The sequence below is a fragment of the Streptomyces sp. N50 genome (assembly GCF_033335955.1).
Classification (GTDB): domain Bacteria; phylum Actinomycetota; class Actinomycetes; order Streptomycetales; family Streptomycetaceae; genus Streptomyces.
This window is the reverse complement of sequence record NZ_CP137550.1, coordinates 194643-213576: the sequence shown is the minus strand read 5'-3', so window position 1 is coordinate 213576 and position 18934 is coordinate 194643. Positions and strand designations below refer to the sequence as shown.

Genomic DNA, 18934 nt, shown 5'->3' with positions numbered 1-18934 from the left:
GCGATCGGCGCATCGGACGACCAGATGGTCCAAGTGGCTCGATCCATCACCGCGAAGCTGCCCGTCGGCCACTGCGTCACCCATCTCCGCGCTCGCCGATCATGCCGCTGTGCCGAGGACCCGCGAGTGCTGGGTGTCGTCGGGCGGCAGACCGAGCTGGGCGAAAACGCTGTCGACGCGCTTCTCCGCCGCGCTGATGTCAGACTCCGCGGCCGACGCATTCCGCACGGGCCGGCGCCGCGACTGCCTTGCTGTTTGCCGCACCTTGGGCCTGGCCGCGTCCGCGTGCCGTTGCCGAACCAGCAGCCATGCCGTACCGGATGCCTCCGAAGGGCCGGCTCGTCCCGGCACCGACTCCGCTTTGTCTTCCGGCCAGTTGTCCCGGAACTCCTCTACGGTGTCTCTGACCTGCGCAAATGAACCTTTCCGAAGATCATCTTGCACGGTCGTTGCACAAGCTGAACAGTGCAGGAGTCACGCGGCCTTGGAGTAGGCGCTCCGGACCGCGATGCGGACCTTGGAACCGGCTCCCACGATTCGGTGCACGTACTTACGCAGGGTAAACGCAGGATCGGCGTGTCCGAGTCGGTCCGCGAGTGTGTACACGTCCACCCCGCCGTTGATCATCATCGACGCGTACAGGTGTCGAAGGGCGTGCATCATCATGTCGCGGGACTTCTCCCAGCGTCGTCCCTTCGCGTTGAGGTCGAGGGGTTTGATGAGGCCGGCCGCCGCCAGAGCAGGCTTCCAGCGGTAGGAGTTGAACCAATTCGACTGAATGGCGGTCTTCTCGCGAGTGTAGAAGATCAGCTGCACTGTGACCGGGTCGCCGCCTTTGCTTCCCCACGGTCGGGTCACCTCGACCGGCGGGTACTTCTCCATGTGCTCGCGCAGGGGGATGGCCACGTCGTCGGTCAGTTCGACCCATCGGTCCTTCGGGTCCTCGTCGCCTCCGCCCTTGGGGAGGGCGTATACCAGGAACGAGCCGTCGTGGACTACTTGCCGTTGCGCGTGCACCATCGGCCCGTCCGGGTGTGCCCAGTCGATGTCATCTGGTGGCAGGCCGAATATTTCTCCTTGGCGAAGGCCCAAGCCGCGACCGCAGTCGACGAGTGCCTTGTAGCGGTCTGGAAGTTCGGCACGGATCTTCTCGGTGTCCTCCCAAGTCAGGGTCAGCTCTGCCCGGCCGCCACCTCCTCGCTTCGGCTTGGCGTCCTGCACCGATTTGGCGAGGCATGGATTCTTGGGTATCAGGCTGTCGTCCACGGCCAGGTCAAAGACTGCCCGAAGATTGTCGAAGACCAGGCGCAGTGTGGAACTTTCGAGCAGCCGACGACGGTCGTGCAACCAGTCCAGCAAAGACGACGCGTTCACGTCCTTTACGCGCATCTTCCCAACTGCGGTAGGAGCGATGTGTAGGAGAACCCGCTCCTTGTGGCGTCGGTATGTGCGCGGATTCTTGTGTTCGTGCCCCTTGAGCCACGTAAGGGTGAGTTCACCGACCCTGACCTCTCCGGCGCGAGGGTTGATATATGACCCGTCGTCCACTCCGGACCGCATTTTGGTCTCGTGCCTGCGGGCTTCGGCCTCGGTGCGGAACAACTCCGTCTGCTGGACATCTTCCTGGTTGCGCCAGCGGGCCTGCCCCCGCTTCCCGGTCCCGTGATCCCTCGTCGGAACCTTACCGTGTTCCCTACACGTCGACTCCCCGGCTTTCGGGCGTGACTTGTGCCAGCGGTCGTACGGCATGGACTCAACTCCTAGTTCTCGGCGGGCCTTAAGCTTCTTTGTGGGTTCTCTCGTATCAGGGTCGTCATCGACGGCGAGATCGAGTATCCGTTCATCGCGCCCTGAGTGAATGGGATGTTGATCCAGGCAAACTGAAAATGTCAAATGCATTCTTGAGGTCTTCGCGACAAAGGGCGCAGAGTGGTAGCGAGGATCTCACCTAGGCGAATCCTCGCTGAGGCGTCGGCGAAGGCTCGTCGAACCCTCGCCGAGGATTCGCTGGTGTCTTCCGAGAATTCGGAAAGGTCGTAGGAGTTTCGCCGCAAATTCCTCTATTTGGGCCGGCTGAAATTTCATGCCAATGTTCCGTGCACCACCACGGCGGACTACCGCTCACGTGGTTCTTTCCTGCCCGTTCCGAGCCGTTCTGGAGTGCCCATGCGTCGAATCACTGCCCGTGCGGAAGGAGCCGCCAGTGGCGCGGAGGGTCGTTGTCCGTTGATGAGCGCTGAGGAGCTGGCTGACTTCCTGGGCGTACCGCTGAACACGGTCTATATATGGAATCACCGACACCAGGGTCCGCGAGCCCACAAGGTCGGCCGCTATTTGCGCTACCGCTGGCCGGAGGTGGAGGCATGGCTGGAAGCTCAGGCGGTGGATCGCGCGGTCTGATTAGCCGGGTACGCCTGGTGCATTTGAGCCGGCAGGGCGACAGAACCCGGCGTACGGCCCGGCTCGTCTGTCGGTGGGGCTCTGACCTGGCCTTATGGCCTGGTCGGGGCCCTTTCCTCTGACCGGGGGCTTCCCGCTTCTACCTGCGAGTTCCCGGGAGTTCCCGTGGAAGTGTGCACGCGTTGTGCACTGGGATGGGGTTCCGGCGGTGGGTCTGATGAGTGAGCTTCTTCAGCGTTGCCGCTCCAGGGTGAGGATGGCTTTGGCGATTGACGTCATGCGGTCCTACCTTGCTCGTGGGTTGGACGGGCCGTCGTAAGGTCCAGGGACCCAGAGACACCGGGTATGGCTTTCATGCGGTTGCCCTCGATGGTTCCCCTAACCTGGCCGCCCGGTGTCTCACGACGACTCGGCCGCTGATTAGGAGCTGCGAACGTCCGCGGACGGATCGCTGAGTAGGACCACGCCGGCGAGGTCGTCCGGGAGTGCAGAGCGCCATCGAACGACCGGAGGAACTGGTGGCCCAGATCTGGGCGGGTACGGACCTCGGCAAGACCCACCACCACTGCGTGGTCCTGAACGCTGAGGGGGAACGGCTGCTGTCACGCCGCGTCCTGAATGACGAGCCGGAACTGCTGGCCCTGTTTGCCGATGTGATGGCTCTCGACGAGGACGTGGTGTGGGCGGTCGATGTCGCCGACGGCATGGCCGCACTATGGATCAGCGTGCTGCTCAACCACGGCCAGCACCTCGTCTACATATCCGGCTTGGCGGTCAACCGGGCCTCGGCCGGCTACCGGGGCACGGGCAAGACCGACGCCAAGGACGCCACTGTCATTGCCGACCAGGCCCGGATGCGCTGGGACCTGACCGTCCTCCGACCGGACGACGAACACGCCATCGAGCTGCGGGTCCTCACCAACCGCCGCACCGACCTCAACGCCGACCGCACCCGCCGGATCAACCGCCTGCGTGGCCAACTCACCAGTATCTTCCCGGCCTTGGAACGAGCCCTTGATGTTGGCAACGTCGGCCCGCTGGTCCTGCTGACCGGCTATCAGACCCCGGCTGCCCTGCGGCGGGTCGGCCGCAGCCGCTTGGAGACCTGGCTGCGCAACCGAAAGGTACGCAGCCCCGAGGCCCTGGCCGAGGCCGCCCTGGAAGCAGCCGAGCGTCAGCACACCGCCGTCCCCGGGGAGAAGATCACCGCGCAGGTGATTCACACCCTGGCCAAGGAGGTGATGAGCCTCAACGAGCAGATCACCGAGATCGACAAGCTCATTGCGGCTCGGTTTCGCGAGCACGAACTCGCCGAAGTGATCTCCAGCATGCCCGGCATCGGCACGCTGCTGGGTGCCGAATTTCTCGCAGCCACCGCCGGCCACATGAGCCGTTACGGCACCGCCGACCGCCTGGCCAGCCTCGCAGGAGTCGCCCCGGTCCCCCGGGACTCGGGCAACATCAGCGGAAACTTGCACCGGCCCAGGCGCTATCACCGTGGCCTGCAACGCGTCTTCTATACCTCCGCGCTGATCAGTATCCGCAGCTGCGACCACTCACGCCGTTTCTACGAACGCAAGCGCGCCGAAGGCAAGCGGCACACCCAGGCCGTCCTCGCCCTGGCCCGCAGACGTGTCAACGTCCTGTGGGCTCTCATCCGTGACGGACAGTGCTACCAAAACAACCTCCCTGTCACCGCTGCGGCTTGACAACCTCATTAGGAGGTTTGGGCTGCATCGGGATCTGCGGAAGATCCGCCAGGACTTCAGGCGTGCGACGCCGCGTTCGACCGGTGCTCGCGCAGCGGCCGGGGCCCGGTTGAGGGTCTTCTCGGTGAGGGTGAGTTCCTGCAGGGGCCTGCGTTTGATGCCCGTGGTCACCCAGGGGCCGCCGCCCTGGTGGGCGAGGTCGGCCAGGATGGGGACGCCCTGGCGCTCGCAGATACGGATGATCCGGTGGGTGCGGGCAGCGGTCAGGTCGTGAGCCCGGCCGGGCAATGCGGGCGAGAGCCACAGCAGCCGGCCGTCCGGGTCGGTGACCTCCTGCACGTTCACTCCGTGCCGGCGGTGTTTGTGGGAATAGTCGGCCCGTCCGTCGCCGACCCGGTCGCATTCGGCGAGCGTGCCGTCCAGCAGGACGAAGTCCGCATCGGCCTCGCGCAGGACTTTCAGCAGGCCCGGTGCACGGTCGGCGAGCAGGCGGATGACCGTGCTGGTGTAGGCGTGGGCGGTGGACTCGCTGATCCCGAACCCGGCAGCGATCTTCGCCAGGGTCGTGTGTTCGCGCAGGTACACCAGTGCCACCATCGCGCGCTGGGACGGGCGGAGCTTGCATCGCCGGTCACCCTCACGGGTGACGATGAGCATCGTGACCCACTCCACGAGCGCATGGGGCAGGTCGAGTGCGGCAGGATAGATGACCAACGAGGCCCCCGAGCAGCGTGGTTGAGACGTCAGACATCTCGATCAACAGCTCGGGGGCCTCGCTCGTTGCGCTTCATGGACCGTCACCTGATCGGTGGCCAACTCGAAGAAGCTCAATGATGTCACCGACTCCCGGGAGGGAACGACCGGGAGCCGAGGCGTCGATCTCGATGCGTGGATCCGTCCTCTGTGTGCCCTCGTGGTTGCCGGGGTCGCGGCCTACGCCTCGTATGTTCATCAGCGGGAGTTCGCGTTGCAGGGTGGGGCCGACACAGTCAGCGCCTCGCTGTGGCCGCTGTCCGTGGACGGCCTCTTGCTCTTGGCCACGGTCGGCTTGCTGAAGCCTTCCGGGGCCCACACCCGCCGCGCCCGGGGCGCGGTGTGGTCGGCGTTCCTTCTGGGTATCGCGGTCTCCCTGGCTGTGAACGTTGCGGCAGCCCCGGCTTTGGAGTGGAAGCCGGTGTTGGTCGCTGGGTGGCCTCCGGTGGCGTTGCTGTTGTCGGTGGAGCTGCTGGTGCACCGCCCGGATGGCCTTCAAGGGGAGCGGGGAGGGCGAAGGGGGCAGGCGAAGGGCGAGCGGCTGCACGACGACCCGTTGCTGGTACAGGCGCGCCTGCTTGATGCTCGGCATCGGGAGCTTCACCAGCGCCCTGCATCGGCCGAAACTCTGCGGAAGGAGTTGCGAGTTGGAGCCTGGAGATCACAGCAGTTGGTGGCTCTCGTGCGCGGTGGCCGCAGCCTCGGGATGGCCACCGAGAGACCCGGGCCTGATCGGACACAGGGAACTCACCAATAAGAGGTTCTTGGGTGGGGTTGATGACCCGACCAGGGTAGGCGGCATGAGCGACCTCTCCAGCCTCCCGTGTCCGCCGAGCGGACACGGGAGCGATGACCAGGGTGTCCGCCGAGTGGACACCCCCAGCCGCCAACTGAGGCTGGCCGCCGCCTCCTTCACGGATCGGCGCTCTCGCGATGGCCGTCCCCCGTACGGACAACATCCGTATCGCCGCTGGATAGAGACAGGGCTGCTCGTTTGAGAGACCCCCCTCGTCTCCTCAGCACGTTCTCTGGTCGCGCAGATTAGCGAGAGAACGTCAGACGAGGCTGAGATGGCGATGGAGATCAGCTCAGACCGGCGGACGTGAGCCAGGCCTTGGCGACGTCGCTCATGTCGTCGAGCTTGGCGACCTTGCTGTTCAGCTCCATGAGTCCCTCGGTGGTCAGCGCCGCGGACACGGCGTTGAGGGTGCTGGTGACGGTGGGGGTGACCTTGTCCTTGTTGATGACGGGCAGGATGTTCTCGGCCAGGAAGAGGTTCTTGTCGTCCTTGAGGGTGACGAGCTTGTTCTTGGCGATGGCGGGGTCCGTGCTGGTCAGGTCACCGACCTGCACCTGGTTGTTGGTGATGGCGGCGAGGGTCAGCGGGCCTCCGGCGTCCAGCGAGACGAACTTCTTGAAGGACAACCCGTAGACGCTCTTCAACCCGACCACGCCGTTGACCCGGGTCTTCCACTCCGGCGGTGTGCCCAGTGCCATCGTGCCGGCCACCGGGGCGAGGTCGGAGATGGTGGTGAGGTCGTGGGCGGTCGCCGTCTTCTGGGTGACGGCCAGCACGTCCTTGTCCTCCGCCGTGGACTGCTTGAGCGCGGAGATGCCAGAGGGCAGCGCCTTGGTCAGCGCGGCGGAGACCTCGGCCGGGCTGCTGGCCTTCGTCTGCGGGTCGAAGTACTGGAGCAGCGCGCCCGTGTACTCCGGGAGGAGATCGATCGAGCCGTCCTTGAGCGCGGGGATGTACGTCTCCCGGCTGCCGATGTCCAGCCGGGTCTTGACCTTGAGGCCCTTGGCCTTCCACCGGCTCAACTCCCCTGTCTGTGCGGTCCCGTGGCGGCCGAGCGGGCCTCGTCCGTCCGGTGGGGATCGCAGCTTCCCGCTCGCCCTGCCGAGGTACTTCCTGACGTCTCCCGGCGCCTCGTCGGCCTCCGCATCCGTCGGCGCTGATTCGGCCCCGGGCTGTGGGCAGGCCGCGGTAGTGGCCCTGCTGGACAGATAGGCAAGGGGGGCTGTCCGCCGACGGCGTCCCGATCCGGCCCGCGGTCACCGAGGCATGGGCATCTGCTCCTCCGCCACCTGGAGAGCCGAGATCGTCGGCGGGGCCGAATCGCGTTCGGGTGGCAGAGGCGTCTGCTTCGGCGCACCGCTAGCGAGCCCATTATATTACGGGCATGCTTTAATGGTGGATGTGACGCTGCCGGCCCGACCACTCATGGTTCTGACGCCCACAGCCTTTGACCGTCGACCTCCGCGGGCTGCGACCGCAGCCGGGAGACGCAGGCGACCGCCCTGCGCTCGGCCCCTCCTTGAAGCAAGGGCCCACGCGCCCGCAGGAACCCCCACCGAAAGGAGCGACCGTGCGGCCGATGGCGTTTCCCTTGGATGGCCGCCGTCCGCGATGATCGTGATTCCACTGGCCGTGACCGACGCATCGGGCGGCTTCCAGCCTCGCGGCCGTTGCCCTCGGCGGCGTTGTGCGAGGCCGTGAACGGTTCCCCTCAGCGCATGAAGGAGAGGGCGTTCTCGATCCCCTGCGCCAGGACCTCGTCTGAGAACTTCTGGTCGGAGAGGGCTCGGGAGAGCTGCAACGTGCCCACCATCATGGTGAAGAGCCCGATGGCCTTGCCCCGGGCGGACTGCGGATTCGCAGGCGTCAGGCGGGCGGCGATCTCTTCCACGATGTCTCGTGCGCCGTCGGTGTAAGCCTGCTGAGTCTCGTCCCCACAGCGGCTGATCTCGTCGAGCAGCGCGGCGGAAAGGCATCCGTCGCCGGGGTGGTCCCGGTGCTCAGGCGACAGGTAGTCGCGAACCAGGTCTTCGAGACCCTGGCGGCCGGGCCGCAGCGTTCCGTACCCCGCGACCTGTGTGCGCAGTTGGTCGGTCACGACGTTGGCGACGAGGTCGTCCTTGGATGCGAAGTGCGCGTAGAAGGCTCCATTGGTGAGCCCGGCGTCCGACATCAGAGTGGAGACGCCCGAACCGTCGATGCCGTCCTGCTTGAATCGGTGGCCGGCCGTCTCGATGATCCGTTGCCGTGTCGCCTGCTTGTGCTCCTTGGCGTAGCGCACCACGAGCATCCTCCGTTCGCTCCGCAAGACCAATGCCTCGCCGCCAAGCCTAATCCATGACCTGATGTGCGTAATATTACGATCGGCAGGCCATTTGGGCACCGGTTCTCCGGCCGTTTCGGAGTCGGGGCGGCCCGCCGGGTCCCAGCCGGGCGGTGACTTCCCTGGGGGAAGGGTGAATGTCTCCTGGAGCGCTCGACGATGACGCGGACTGGAGCGCCGCAGTCGGTGTGGCGAACGTTCAGTACGGGACCCTCGGGGCCGAGTACGTATGCTTCGTCCCACTGGGTCAGTGGGACGGCCTTCAGGATGCCGGCCGAGATCAACTTCCGGAAACGGTCACGGGGGACGCCTCCGGCAGGCCGATGTGGCGGTGGAAGTCGTCGAAGCGTCGGACTCCTTGGTCGCGTCACGAGGGATCAGTAACGTCCATTTCCATGACACGGGCACAGTGCGGACCATCGGCGCCGTTGTCAGCCAGGGCTGTCAAACCGCCCTGGCCCAGACGCAGTTGGCAGCCCGGTCGGACCTCCTTCTTGCCCATGGTTCCAGCAACCGCATGCTCTTTTCGGTGTGTCTCCCTCTCGAAGGTGTGAGGGAAATGCCTATGGGCGCGGTGGTGGCGGCCCGCTACTCCTCGGGTCGTCACCACCGTGCGGTGTACGCCTGTTCCAGGCATGTGAGGGCGATGATTTCGCCCGGACGCCCGGTCCTTCGTCAGGCGGCGTGGGTGGGGTAGTCGGTGTAGCCGGCCGCGCCGCCGCCGTAGAAGGTGGCGGGGTCGGGGGTGTTCAGGGGGGCGCCGGAGCGTACGCGCTCGACGAGGTCGGGGTTGGCGAGTGCCATGGTGCCGACGGTGACCACATCGGCCAGGCCGTCTTCGATGTCCTTGGCGCGGGAGGCGATGTCGGCACCGGCCCGGTTGAGGATCAGCGTGGTCGGCCACAGCTTCCGGAGGGTGTGCAGGAGTTCCTCGTCGCCGCCGTGGCCGATGTGCAGGTAGGCGAGGTTGAGGGGGGCGAGGGCGCGCAGGAGGTGCGGGTAGAGCTCGTGGGGATCGCTCTCCGTGAGGTCGTTGATCTGGAAGGGGTTGCCGGGAGAGATCCGGATGCCGGTGCGGCCGGCGCCGATCTCGTCGGCCACGGCCGTGGCGACCTCCACCGCGAAACGGATGCGGTTGTCGAGGGAGCCCCCGTACTGGTCGGTGCGCTGGTTGGTGCTGGGGAAGAGGAACTGGTTGACCAGGTAGCCGTTGGCCCCGTGGATCTCGACGCCGTCGGCGCCGGCGGCGATGGCGGCCGCGGCGGCGCGCCGGAAGTCGTCGACCGTCGCAGCGACTTCCGCTGTCGACAGCTCGCGCGGCACCGGCATCTCCTGGAGCCCGGACGCGGTGAACGTCTGGCCGGCCGGCTGGATCGCGGAGGGAGCGACCGGCTGCCGGTGGTGGGGGGTGTTGTCCGGGTGGGAGATGCGCCCGACGTGCATGAGCTGGATGACGATGCGTCCGTCGGCCTTGTGTACGGCGTCGGTGACCTTGCGCCAGCCTGCGATGTGATCCTCGGTGTAGATGCCCGGGGTCACCGGGTAGCCCTGGCCGTCGGCGGAGGGCTGGGTGCCCTCGGTGATGATGAGCGCGTGCGAGGCGCGCTGGGCGTAGTACTCGGCGTTGAGCTCGGTCGGCACGCCGTCGGGGGTGGCCCGGCTTCGGGTCAGGGGGGCCATGGCGAGCCGGTGCGGCAGGGAGACCTCTCCGGCGACGGTCGGGTTCCACAGGGCGTTGAGCATGGATGATTCCTCAGATGATGAGTAGTCGATCGCTGAGGGCAGGGGTCGGCAGTAGGTGTGATCAGCCGAGCGGGAGGACCGGGCCGTCCTGCTTGGGGCCCGATGGGGACCCGTCATGACCCCTGCCGGCCGAGCTGTGTCGGCGCGATCTATGGAATTACAATCGTAATACTATGTGGGCGTGCGGGCAGTTGCAAGCAGAAGTCGGCAGTCTGCGGGGCCTCCGAGTTGGTGTGCCGCACGGCACGGTCCGGAAGCTCGCCCGTCGTCGACCGGGCTGCGGGTCAGCCGTTCACGCGGTTTGGCCAGGGCGTCGGAGAACAGGGCGCAGGGCCTCGATGACGCCTGGGTCGTCCACCGTGGAGGGGATGGGTTCGTCGTGCCCGTCGGCGATGCCGCGCATCGTCTTGCGCAGAATCTTGCCCGAGCGGGTCTTGGGCAGGGCGGCCACGACCGCGACCTCTTTGAGGGAGGCGACGGCGCCGACGCGCTCGCGCACGAGCTGGACGAGTTCGGCCTCGACCTCGCCCGGTTCGCGGTCGACGCCGGCCTTCAGGACGACGAAGCCGCGCGGTACCTGTCCCTTGAGGGCGTCGGCGACGCCGATGACGGCGCATTCGGCGACGTCGGGGTGGGCGGCCAGGGCCTCTTCCATGCTGCCGGTGGACAGGCGGTGTCCGGCGACGTTGATGACGTCGTCGGTGCGGCCCATGACGAAGACGTAGCCGTCGTCGTCGAGGTGGCCGCTGTCGCCGGTGAGGTAGTAGCCGTCGTACGCGGAGAGGTAGGAGGCGACGTACCGGTCGTCGTCCTTCCAGAGAGTGGGCAGCGCGCCGGGCGGCAGGGGAAGGCGCACGACGATCGCGCCGTCCGTGCCCGCGGGCACCGGCTCGCCCGAAGCGTCGAGGACGCGGACATCCCAGCCCGGCAGCGGGCGGGTCGGGGAGCCGGGCTTGAGGGGAGCGACCTCGATGCCCACCGGGTTGGCGACGATGGGCCAGCCGGTCTCTGTCTGCCACCAGTGGTCGATCACCGGGACGCCCAGCAGGTCGCTCGCCCAGTGGTAGGTCTCGGGGTCGAGGCGCTCACCGGCCAGGAAGAGATAGCGCAGGTGGGAGAGGGCGTAGCCTGCGGTGAGCGTCCCCTTCGGGTCCTCCTTCCTGATCGCCCGGAAGGCGGTGGGCGCCGTGAACATGGTCTTGACCCGGTAGTCGGCGGCCACGCGCCAGAACTGGCCCGCGTCCGGGGTGCCGACCGGCTTGCCCTCGTACAGCACCGTCGTCGCACCGACCAGCAACGGCGCGTAGACGATGTACGAGTGCCCGACGACCCAGCCGACATCGGAGCCGGTGAACATCGTCTCGCCCGGGCCCACGTCGTACACGGCGCCCATCGACCAGTGGAGGGCGACCGCGTAGCCGCCGCAGTCACGCACGACTCCCTTGGGCTTTCCGGTGGTTCCGGAGGTGTAGAGGATGTAGAGGGGGTCGGTGGCGGGGACGGGAACGCAGTCGGCCGGCGGCGCGGCAGCCACCAGGTCGGCCCAGTCGAGATCGTGAGGCCCCAACTCTGCTGTCTCCTGCGGGCGTTGCAGGATCACGTTCTTCTCCGGCTTGTGGACCGCGAGTTCGATCGCCTGGTCGAGCAGGGGCTTGTACGCGATGACGCGCTTGCCCTCGATGCCGCAGGAGGCGGACACGACCACCTTGGGGGCCGCGTCGTCGATGCGGAGGGCGAGTTCGCGCGGGGCGAACCCGCCGAAGACGACCGAGTGGACCGCGCCGATGCGTGCGCAGGCCAGCATCGCGATCGCGGCCTCGGGGACCATCGGCATGTAGATGACCACGCGGTCGCCCTGTCCCACGCCGAGCTGTGCGAGCGCTCCGGCGAAGGCCGCCACCTCGTCCCTCAGCTGTTCGTAGGTGTAGGTGCGACGGGTGCCGGTCACGGGGGAGTCGTAGACGAGCGCGGGTTGCTCGCCCCGGCCTGCTTCGACGTGCCGGTCGAGCGCGTTGAAACAGACGTTGAGCCGTCCGTCGGGAAACCAGCGGTAGAAGGGTGCGCCCGAGGAGTCCAGAGCGCGTTGCGGAGCGACATCCCAGTCGATGCCCTCCGCCGCCTTCAGCCAGAAGCTCTCCGGGTCCTCGGTACTGGAGCGGAAGACATCCTCGTACGTTCCCATCGCGCACTCCTTTGTGGCATCGAGGGACGGTGGTGGGGCTGCGTGCGGAACGGTGTCGGACACATGTACCGCATGCCGGCGGGCATGGTCGAGGGCGATGCCGGAGACCGGCGGACCGGTCGCCGACATGGCGGTGGTGCGGCGGCTCGGCCGTCGACAGGACCGCCGTCAGGTGCCGCTTCTGCTCACGTGCCGAGGTGCTTGCGCAGCCACTGACCCATCTGCTGGATCGCCTGGTCCACCTCGGGTACGCGCCCGGCGCCCAGGACGAACGAGTGCTGGCCTTCGGGCAGCGGGCGGACCTCGGAGGTGACCTTGAAGTCCGCGAGGCGGCGGCCGAGTTCGGCGCCGTCGTCGGCGAGGGTCTCGTACTCCCCGTAGTGGACGGTCGTGGGCGGCAGGCCGGTCAGATCGGCGTTCGCGATGCTGATCGCGGGGTCGGTGAAGTCCACGGCGGGGTCCTGCAGCCAGGCTCCTCGGAAGAGTTCGAGGGTGTTCCTGCTGAGCATCTTGTCGTTGTCTTCGTTCTCGTCCACCGACGCGTTCTGGATGGTGAGGTCGGTCCACGGTGAGACGCTGACGATCGCGCCCGGGGTTGCCTCCCCCTTCGCGAGCAGGCGCAGCGGGAGCATCACCGCGAGGGTGCCGCCGATCGAGTGGCCCGTGCTGCCGATGTTCCGCGGCTCGTAGCCCTGTGAGAGCAGCCAGCGGTAGGCGGTCTCGGCGTCGTCGAGCTGCGCGGGGTAGGGGTGTTCGGGTGCCAGGCGGAAGTCCACGACGAGGGAGCGGGCTCCGGCGGCCTTGGCGATGTGGCCGGCGGCCTTGCGGTCCGAGTGCATGGAGGCGGTGACGGATCCGCCGAAGTGGAAGTGGAGCAGCGCCTTGTCGGGGTCGGCGCCCTCGGGGATGGCCCACAGGGCGGGGACGCCGCCCGCGTCCACCTCGGCGTACGTGACGCCTTCCGGCTCGGTCGACGCTTTGTGGTTCGAGTCGACGATGTCGCGGATGACGGCCAGGTCGAGGCCGGGTGTCGACGACTTCGCGCTCACGCTCGCGAGGAACTCCGCGAACTCGTGTGCCTCTTGGCTTACTCCCATGGTGCTGCTCCTTGTCGGGCGGGTGCCGTGCCGCGTTCCCCCGCGGCGGGCGGGTCGAGGTACTGGTCATGACGCTAGTTGCTGAGTATAAGAAAGTAAACTCAGGAGATCGGAGTCACCTGATGGATGCGCGGAGCCCATGACGGGGCATCGGGCATGGATCCTTCAGGGCGCCTGCCGGGCGGGTCGCGACCTGTGGGCCGGACCGCCCGGGGCCGGTGGGCGAGTGCGTGCGACGCGCCTGTGGGCGGCGTCCGCGCCGGCGATCCGGGGATTCTGCCGCCGCGTCCAGGCTTGGCTTCGGGGCGGTCGTGTGGCGGTGGGTGCGGGCGTGACAGCCGGGCGCCACTGCGCCCGGCCTGCGTCGCGCGGGATTGCCCGCATGGGCCGGCCGTACCAGTAGGCCTGTCGGCTTGCCAGGCAACTGGTCAGGCCGATGGGATCAGCGGCGATCCGACCGCCGGACTGTCCTGTGTCTGCGACCGTGGAGGCGCAAATGACTTCATGGATGAGAAGGCGCGCTTGTCGCAGTCCTGGGACCCGTTGGGCTGGGCCGTCATTGCACACCAGGCATCAGCGACTGCACGAGTGCTACTCCTCGAGGAACTGAATGGCGTGCTTCAGGAAGCGCTCGGGGTTCTGGAACTGTGCTCCATGCCCGGCATCGGGGTAGATCAGCAGTTGCGCGTCGGGGATGTTCTGGGCGAGGTGCCAGGAGTTGATCGAGGCGATCATCACGTCGTTCTCGCCGTTGAGGACCAGCGTCGGCTGGGTGATCGCGTTCAGGTGGGCGTAGGGGTTCTCGCCCGGCAGTGGTTCTGCGTAGGCCATGGTCGCTTCGAACTGTGCCTGTGCGACCGCGGGCGAGCTCGGAGGGTCCTGGTCGGCCCGCTGGTGGCGGCGCTCCCAGAAGGCCTTGCCCGCTTGCTTCGCGGCTTCCGAGCGGCCGAAGAACAGGAAGAGGAAGTCCTCCAGGGTGGGGACCGGGTTCAGGGCGTACTGAGGCACCTGGGGGTCACTTGTCGGGTCCCCGCCGCGGAGGCCGGTGCCGAGCAGGAGGAGCTTGCGTACCAGCTGGGGGTGGCGCAGCGTGACCTCCTGCGCCTGGAAACCGCCGAGCGAGAAGCCGAGCAGGTCGACCTGCTCCAGCCCCAGTGCGCGGATGACCGCGGCGATGTCGTCGGCCATGTCCTCCATCCGGTTACGCGGCGTGCCCGATGATGAGGCGACGCCGCGCCCGTTGAACAGGATGACCTCACGGCCTTCGGCTAGGCCGTCGGTGAGCAGCGGGTCCCAGTTGTCCATTCCCCCGCGGAAGTGCTGGATCAGGAAGATCGGGACGCCGGAAGGCTTGCCCCAGCGGCGGTAGGCGAATCGGTCGCCGTCGACCTCGATGTACTGAGTCGGTGCGGTCACATGTGTGTCACTCATGGCCTGAGCCTTTCTGGAGGGGATGAGCAATACGATGACGGTCATCATCTAAAAAGTCAATCCTTTTGATGTCGATCGACATCTATGTATGCTGAACCGTCGAGCATCGACCGAGGAAGGGACGGCTGGACATGCGGGTCACCAAGGCGCAGGCGGAGCAGAACCGGGCCCACATCGTCGCGACAGCCTCCAGGCTGTTCCGTGAGCGCGGCTATGACGGTGTCGGCGTGGCAGAGCTGATGACGGCCGCCGGGTTCACCCATGGCGGGTTCTACAAGCACTTCCGCTCCAAGGCCGACCTGATGGCCGAGGCGTCCGCGAGCGGGCTCTCACAGACCGCGGCGCGGGCGGAAGGCCGGGACCCCGCCGAGTTCGTCGAGCTCTACGTCTCCCGGGAGCATCGCGACGGGCGCGGTGACGGCTGCACCATCGCGGCCCTCAGCGGCGACGCCGCACGCCAGCCGGCGGACATCAAAACAGAGTTCGCAGCCGGGATCGAGAACCTGCTGACGGCCCTCCAGGCTCAGAGTGATACGCCGGGGGATGCGGACCAGCGCGCGACCCGCACCATGGTGATCGACATGCTCGCCCACTCGGTCGGCGCGATCATGCTGTCGCGCGCATGCCCGGACGGTTCTCCGCTGGCAGACGAAATCCTTGATGTCTGCCGCGAGGAGATTCTCGCGTCACTGACACTCGGCAACGTCGACGGGTCGGAGGCGGGGGGCCCGGAAGCCTGACCGCAGCCGAGTGGTCTTGCCGAGTTGCGCGGCGCGGATCGCGGTGACGTACTCGCTGTTCCGGCGCCGAGGATGATGACGTCGTAGTGCGTGCTCATGACGTGCCCCCTTTCCCGGGTGCTCGATGGTTCGCTCGTGGAGCGAGTGGTCATGCGGCGCGGTGGTGGGGCGCCAGGGTGGCGTGGATCTGGTCGCGGATGTCGGCGAGGACGGCTTCGGCGCTGCGGTGCACGTACATGGTGGCGGTGGTGCTGATGTGGATGATCGCGGTGATCACCCGCGCCAGCGTTGCCGCGTCGGCGGCGCCGATGCGCTCGTCGCGGGTGAGCAGGCCGGTGACGCCGTCCTCAAGGCGGCAGGCAAGGGCCAGACCCGCTTGCCTGTAGGGCTCGGCCGGGTCGCCGAAGACGAGTTCGTGCAGGTATGTGCGGCCGTTCTCGATGTGCTCTCTCAGGCACTCCATCACGGGACGGATGAGAGCGATGACCGGCTCCAGCGTGCCCTGTCCGACGGCGGCGTTCGCGGCGGCGAGGCCGACGTCGAGGGCCGCGGCGAACTTCTCGTTCTGCACCATGATCAGCAACTCGGCCTTCGTGGACGCGTACAGGTAGAGCGTCCCGATCGCGACGTCGGCCCGGCGGGCGATCTGCTGCGTCGTGACCCCGCTGACGCCGTGTTCGACGAACAGCTCGCGGGCGGCGGTCATGATGCGCTCGCGCTTGGCCTGTTTGGCCAGCTCGCGGCGCCCGATCGGCATGTGGCCGCGTCCCATGGGACCTCCCTTGACAATAATTCTGAGTGCATTCATAGTTGAGTGTACTCGGGTCGATCGGACGGGGCGAGACCCGGATGCCGCGCCGGGTTGGCTGTTCTAATCGCAAATATGGATAAATAAGACAAATTCTAGGAGTGGCGCCCCATGAGAGCGTTCGTCGTCACCAAGTACAAGGAGCCGCTCCAGGAGGCGGACGTCCCCGAGCCCACCGTGGGGGAGCACGACGTGCTGGTGCGGGTGGAGGCCGCGGGGCTGAACCCGCTGGATGAGAAGATCCGCGCCGGTGAGTTCAAGCAGATCCTGCCCTACAAGCTGTCGCTGATCCTGGGCAACGACGTCGCGGGCACCGTCATCGGTGTCGGGGCGGCGGTGCGCGGCTTCAAGCCCGGGGACGAGGTCTACGCCCGGCCCGCCGCGGACCGCATCGGCACGTTCGCCGAGCGCATTGCCGTCGCGGAGAGCGATCTGGCGCTCAAGCCCGCCTCGATCAGCATGGAAGAGGCCGGCTCGCTCCCACTGGCGGCGCTCACGGCGTGGCAGGCGCTGGTGGAGCGCGGGAAGGTGCGGCCCGGGCAGAAGGTTCTCATCCACGCCGGCGCCGGCGGGGTCGGTTCGATCGCGATCCAGCTCGCCGCACACCTCGGGGCGAGCGTCGCCACGACTGCCAGCGGCTCCAACGCGGACTTCGTGCGCGCGCTCGGCGCGGACACGGTGATCGATTACCGCACCCAGGACTTCGAGCAGCTCCTGACCGGCTACGACCTCGTGTTGGACAGCCTCGGTGGGGAGAATCTCGAGAAGTCACTGCGCGTGCTCAAGCCCGGCGGCAAGGCCATCGGGATCGCCGGTCCCCCGGACCCCGCGTTCGCCCGCGAGGCCGGCCTGAACCCGCTGCTGCGCTTGGCGGTCACAGTCCTGAGCCGCAAGATCCGCAGGCAGGCGAAGAAGCTCGGCGTGACGTACGAGTTCCTGTTCATGCGCGCCAGCGGCGACCAGCTCCGCCAGATCGCCGGCCTCGTCGACCAGGGCGTCCTGCGTCCGGTCGTGGGCAAGGTGGTCGCCTTCGACCAGACCCCCCAGGCGCTGCAGTCCCTGTCCCAGGGCGGCATCCGCGGCAAGGCCGTCATCGGCAACAACTGACCCAACTCACCCGCCGCAACCGCGACGGCTGACACAAGACGCACAGCGATAAAAAACACGCAAGGAGAATCCGTCATGAGCAGCACCGGCACACCGAACGAAGCCGTCATCACCTCCTACGCGAAGGCCCCGGCCCGCACCGTCAGCGCCGGCGGCGTCAGCTACGCCTACCGCGAGCTGGGACCGAAGGGCGGCATCCCCGTCGTCTTCTTCGTCCACCTCGCCGCGACCCTGGACAACTGGGACCCCCGCATCATCGATCCCATCGCGAAGGGCCGTCATGTCATCGCCTTCGACAACCGCGGTGTCGGGGCGTCCACCGGCCAGGTGCCGGACAGTGTCGAGGCGATGGCCGACGACGCCTACACCTTCATCCGGGCGCTCGGGTACGACAAGATCGACGTCTTCTCCTTCTCCCTCGGCGGCATGGTCGCCCAGGCCCTGGTGGTCAAGCACCCCGAGCTCGTCCGCAAGCTCGTCCTCACCGGCACCGGGCCCAAGGGCGGCAAGGACATGGACAAGGTCGCCAGAGTCACCTACTGGGACATCCTGCGTGCCACGTTGACCCGCTCGGACCCCAAGGAGTTCCTGTTCTTCAACCGCAACGCCACCGGCAAGCCCGCCGCGCGCGCGTTCGTCAACCGGCTCAAGGAGCGCACCGTCGACCGCGACGCGGACATCAAGACCAAGGCGTTCCAGACGCAGCTGAAGGCGATCAAGAAGTGGGGACGCTCCACCCCCGACAACCTGTCGACGATCACACAGCCCACCCTGATCGCCAACGGCGACAACGACCGCATGGTGCCGTCGGTCCTGTCGGAGGACCTGCACCGGCGCATCAAGGGCAGTGAGCTGATCATCTACCCCGACTCCGGGCACGGCGGCATCTTCCAGTACCACCAGGAGTTCGCCCCCGTGGCGGTCGAGTTCCTCGCCCCGTGACCACGACCTGACCAGGAAAAAAGGGCAACATCATGAGCACGTCACCGGCCGCCGCGCCCCGGGCAGTGAAGAAGCCCCTCACCTCCTCGATCCTGCTGTGGGTGCGCACCGACCAGCCCCGCCAGAGGGGCATGGACCACTGGAAGGGCCCGCACTCGGGGATCATCTCCGCCACCCCGGGCCTGGATGAGTACCGGCAGATCCACCTCGCCGAGCACAACACGGGCCGCTGGCCGGCCATCGACGGGGTCCAGACCGCGATCCCCGCCGACCGGAAGATCGACGGCGTCGCGGAAGTCACCTTCCAATCGGCGCTCGCACCCCTGAAGGGGCGCAAGCAGACGAAGCTGGCCTACGCCGACGAGATCAACGTGTTCCGCCGCACCCTGCTCTACACCGGCCCGCCGAACTCATCCCGCTGGTACGACGTCGCAGACCCCGGAGAGACGGTCGGCGCCCGCACTCTCATCTACTTGCGGCGCAGGGACGGCGTCGGCGCCGGCTCCTTCCGCAAGTTCGTCAACGAACACCTCGCCCCCGCGCTCGCCGGCACCGGAGTACTGAAGGAGCTACGCACGCAGACGTTCCTGCCCTGGACGAAAAAGCTCTGGGACACCCCGCACGTCGCCCACGACAATCCCCAGGACCAGCGCTTCCACGCCTCGGTCAGTCTCGGGTTCACCGACACCGCAGCACGGGACGCCTTCTTCACCGGCCAGGTGATCCAGGACCTGTCCGACCGGCTGGCAGCGCAGGTCTCCGCGATCCACGCCTACGACGTCACCGCCGCGCTCACCTACGTCAAGAACGGCGTCATCCTCCCGCACTACGAGGAATGAGCGGCGCGCAGACGGAATGCGGGACCGCCGGATCTGCTCGGCAGATCCATCCGCCCCGGCT

The 18934-nt window shown here is 67.3% G+C and carries 16 protein-coding genes and 1 pseudogene; 7 read left to right on the top strand and 10 right to left on the bottom strand.

The features are described 5' to 3' along the window. Positions 1 to 99: 99 nt before the first annotated feature. Both R2B38_RS45800 and R2B38_RS45795 read right to left on the bottom strand, forming a co-directional pair. Positions 100 to 228, bottom strand: coding sequence for a hypothetical protein (locus R2B38_RS45800; RefSeq protein WP_318022128.1), 129 nt, complete (start codon positions 226 to 228; stop codon positions 100 to 102). Positions 229 to 474: 246 nt separating this feature from the next. Then, positions 475 to 1749 carry a site-specific integrase gene (locus R2B38_RS45795; protein WP_318022127.1) on the bottom strand — a complete coding sequence of 425 codons (1275 nt, stop codon included), beginning with the start codon at positions 1747 to 1749 and terminating at the stop codon, positions 475 to 477. Between the two features lie 480 nt (positions 1750 to 2229). On the opposite strand from R2B38_RS45795, the gene R2B38_RS45790 reads away from it, so the two are divergent. Next, positions 2230 to 2400: a helix-turn-helix transcriptional regulator gene (locus R2B38_RS45790; RefSeq protein ID WP_318022126.1), complete on the top strand. Its 171-nt coding sequence runs from the start codon at positions 2230 to 2232 to the stop codon at positions 2398 to 2400. Positions 2401 to 2918: 518 nt separating this feature from the next. Beyond that, on the top strand, positions 2919 to 4109 hold the full coding sequence (locus R2B38_RS45785) for an IS110 family transposase (protein WP_318023068.1): 1191 nt from the start codon (positions 2919 to 2921) through the stop codon (positions 4107 to 4109). Here R2B38_RS45785 and R2B38_RS45780 read toward each other — a convergent pair. Beyond that, a pseudogene (locus R2B38_RS45780) lies at positions 4107 to 4823 on the bottom strand (transposase family protein); the annotation flags it as partial. The gene R2B38_RS45785 and the pseudogene R2B38_RS45780 sit on opposite strands and share 3 nt — an antisense overlap. Positions 4824 to 4917: 94 nt before the next feature. On the opposite strand from R2B38_RS45780, the gene R2B38_RS45775 reads away from it, so the two are divergent. Further along, complete coding sequence (locus R2B38_RS45775; RefSeq protein WP_318022125.1) at positions 4918 to 5619, top strand: DUF2637 domain-containing protein; 702 nt, start codon at positions 4918 to 4920, stop codon at positions 5617 to 5619. A gap of 326 nt (positions 5620 to 5945) precedes the next feature. Here the strand turns inward: R2B38_RS45775 and R2B38_RS45770 are convergent, their stop codons facing one another. The 6 genes from R2B38_RS45770 to R2B38_RS45740 all read right to left on the bottom strand — a co-directional run bounded on the left by R2B38_RS45770 (position 5946) and on the right by R2B38_RS45740 (position 14437). Beyond that, complete coding sequence (locus R2B38_RS45770) at positions 5946 to 6683, bottom strand: ABC transporter substrate-binding protein (RefSeq protein WP_318022124.1); 738 nt, start codon at positions 6681 to 6683, stop codon at positions 5946 to 5948. A gap of 689 nt (positions 6684 to 7372) precedes the next feature. After that, on the bottom strand, positions 7373 to 7945 hold the full coding sequence (locus R2B38_RS45765; RefSeq protein WP_318022123.1) for a TetR/AcrR family transcriptional regulator: 573 nt from the start codon (positions 7943 to 7945) through the stop codon (positions 7373 to 7375). A 714-nt stretch (positions 7946 to 8659) separates the two neighbouring features. Further along, positions 8660 to 9727: an alkene reductase gene (locus tag R2B38_RS45755; RefSeq protein ID WP_318022122.1), complete on the bottom strand. Its 1068-nt coding sequence runs from the start codon at positions 9725 to 9727 to the stop codon at positions 8660 to 8662. Between the two features lie 292 nt (positions 9728 to 10019). Then, complete coding sequence (locus R2B38_RS45750) at positions 10020 to 11909, bottom strand: propionyl-CoA synthetase (protein ID WP_318022121.1); 1890 nt, start codon at positions 11907 to 11909, stop codon at positions 10020 to 10022. Between the two features lie 185 nt (positions 11910 to 12094). Further along, positions 12095 to 13006 (bottom strand): alpha/beta hydrolase, encoded by a 912-nt coding sequence (locus R2B38_RS45745; protein WP_318022120.1) that lies wholly within the window; start codon positions 13004 to 13006, stop codon positions 12095 to 12097. 591 nt (positions 13007 to 13597) lie between these two features. Beyond that, positions 13598 to 14437, bottom strand: coding sequence for an alpha/beta fold hydrolase (locus tag R2B38_RS45740; protein WP_164321595.1), 840 nt, complete (start codon positions 14435 to 14437; stop codon positions 13598 to 13600). Between the two features lie 131 nt (positions 14438 to 14568). On the opposite strand from R2B38_RS45740, the gene R2B38_RS45735 reads away from it, so the two are divergent. Next, on the top strand, positions 14569 to 15177 hold the full coding sequence (locus R2B38_RS45735) for a TetR/AcrR family transcriptional regulator (RefSeq protein WP_318022119.1): 609 nt from the start codon (positions 14569 to 14571) through the stop codon (positions 15175 to 15177). A gap of 148 nt (positions 15178 to 15325) precedes the next feature. Here R2B38_RS45735 and R2B38_RS45730 read toward each other — a convergent pair whose 3' ends face one another. Beyond that, complete coding sequence (locus R2B38_RS45730) at positions 15326 to 15949, bottom strand: TetR/AcrR family transcriptional regulator (protein WP_318022118.1); 624 nt, start codon at positions 15947 to 15949, stop codon at positions 15326 to 15328. 147 nt (positions 15950 to 16096) lie between these two features. Here R2B38_RS45730 and R2B38_RS45725 point away from each other — a divergent pair, with 147 nt between their 5' ends. From R2B38_RS45725 to R2B38_RS45715, 3 genes are all read left to right on the top strand, one after another. Further along, entirely contained in the window at positions 16097 to 17092 is a 996-nt protein-coding gene (locus tag R2B38_RS45725) for an NADP-dependent oxidoreductase (RefSeq protein WP_318022117.1), read from the top strand. Positions 17093 to 17167: 75 nt separating this feature from the next. Beyond that, complete coding sequence (locus R2B38_RS45720; protein ID WP_318022116.1) at positions 17168 to 18034, top strand: alpha/beta hydrolase; 867 nt, start codon at positions 17168 to 17170, stop codon at positions 18032 to 18034. 32 nt (positions 18035 to 18066) lie between these two features. After that, positions 18067 to 18873, top strand: coding sequence for a strictosidine synthase (locus R2B38_RS45715; protein WP_318022115.1), 807 nt, complete (start codon positions 18067 to 18069; stop codon positions 18871 to 18873). The last annotated feature ends 61 nt before the right edge of the window (positions 18874 to 18934 follow it).

What these genes read in the sequence shown, in the direction of transcription:
- R2B38_RS45795 (WP_318022127.1), bottom strand. Translation starts at nt 1,749, where the DNA reads ATGCCGTACGACCGCTGGCACAAGTCACGCCCGAAAGCCGGGGAGTCG.
- R2B38_RS45790 (WP_318022126.1), top strand. Translation starts at nt 2,230, where the DNA reads ATGAGCGCTGAGGAGCTGGCTGACTTCCTGGGCGTACCGCTGAACACG.
- R2B38_RS45755 (WP_318022122.1), bottom strand. Translation starts at nt 9,727, where the DNA reads ATGCTCAACGCCCTGTGGAACCCGACCGTCGCCGGAGAGGTCTCCCTG.
- R2B38_RS45750 (WP_318022121.1), bottom strand. Translation starts at nt 11,909, where the DNA reads ATGGGAACGTACGAGGATGTCTTCCGCTCCAGTACCGAGGACCCGGAG.
- R2B38_RS45745 (WP_318022120.1), bottom strand. Translation starts at nt 13,006, where the DNA reads ATGGGAGTAAGCCAAGAGGCACACGAGTTCGCGGAGTTCCTCGCGAGC.
- R2B38_RS45740 (WP_164321595.1), bottom strand. Translation starts at nt 14,437, where the DNA reads ATGAGTGACACACATGTGACCGCACCGACTCAGTACATCGAGGTCGAC.
- R2B38_RS45735 (WP_318022119.1), top strand. Translation starts at nt 14,569, where the DNA reads ATGCGGGTCACCAAGGCGCAGGCGGAGCAGAACCGGGCCCACATCGTC.
- R2B38_RS45730 (WP_318022118.1), bottom strand. Translation starts at nt 15,949, where the DNA reads ATGGGACGCGGCCACATGCCGATCGGGCGCCGCGAGCTGGCCAAACAG.
- R2B38_RS45725 (WP_318022117.1), top strand. Translation starts at nt 16,097, where the DNA reads ATGAGAGCGTTCGTCGTCACCAAGTACAAGGAGCCGCTCCAGGAGGCG.
- R2B38_RS45720 (WP_318022116.1), top strand. Translation starts at nt 17,168, where the DNA reads ATGAGCAGCACCGGCACACCGAACGAAGCCGTCATCACCTCCTACGCG.
- R2B38_RS45715 (WP_318022115.1), top strand. Translation starts at nt 18,067, where the DNA reads ATGAGCACGTCACCGGCCGCCGCGCCCCGGGCAGTGAAGAAGCCCCTC.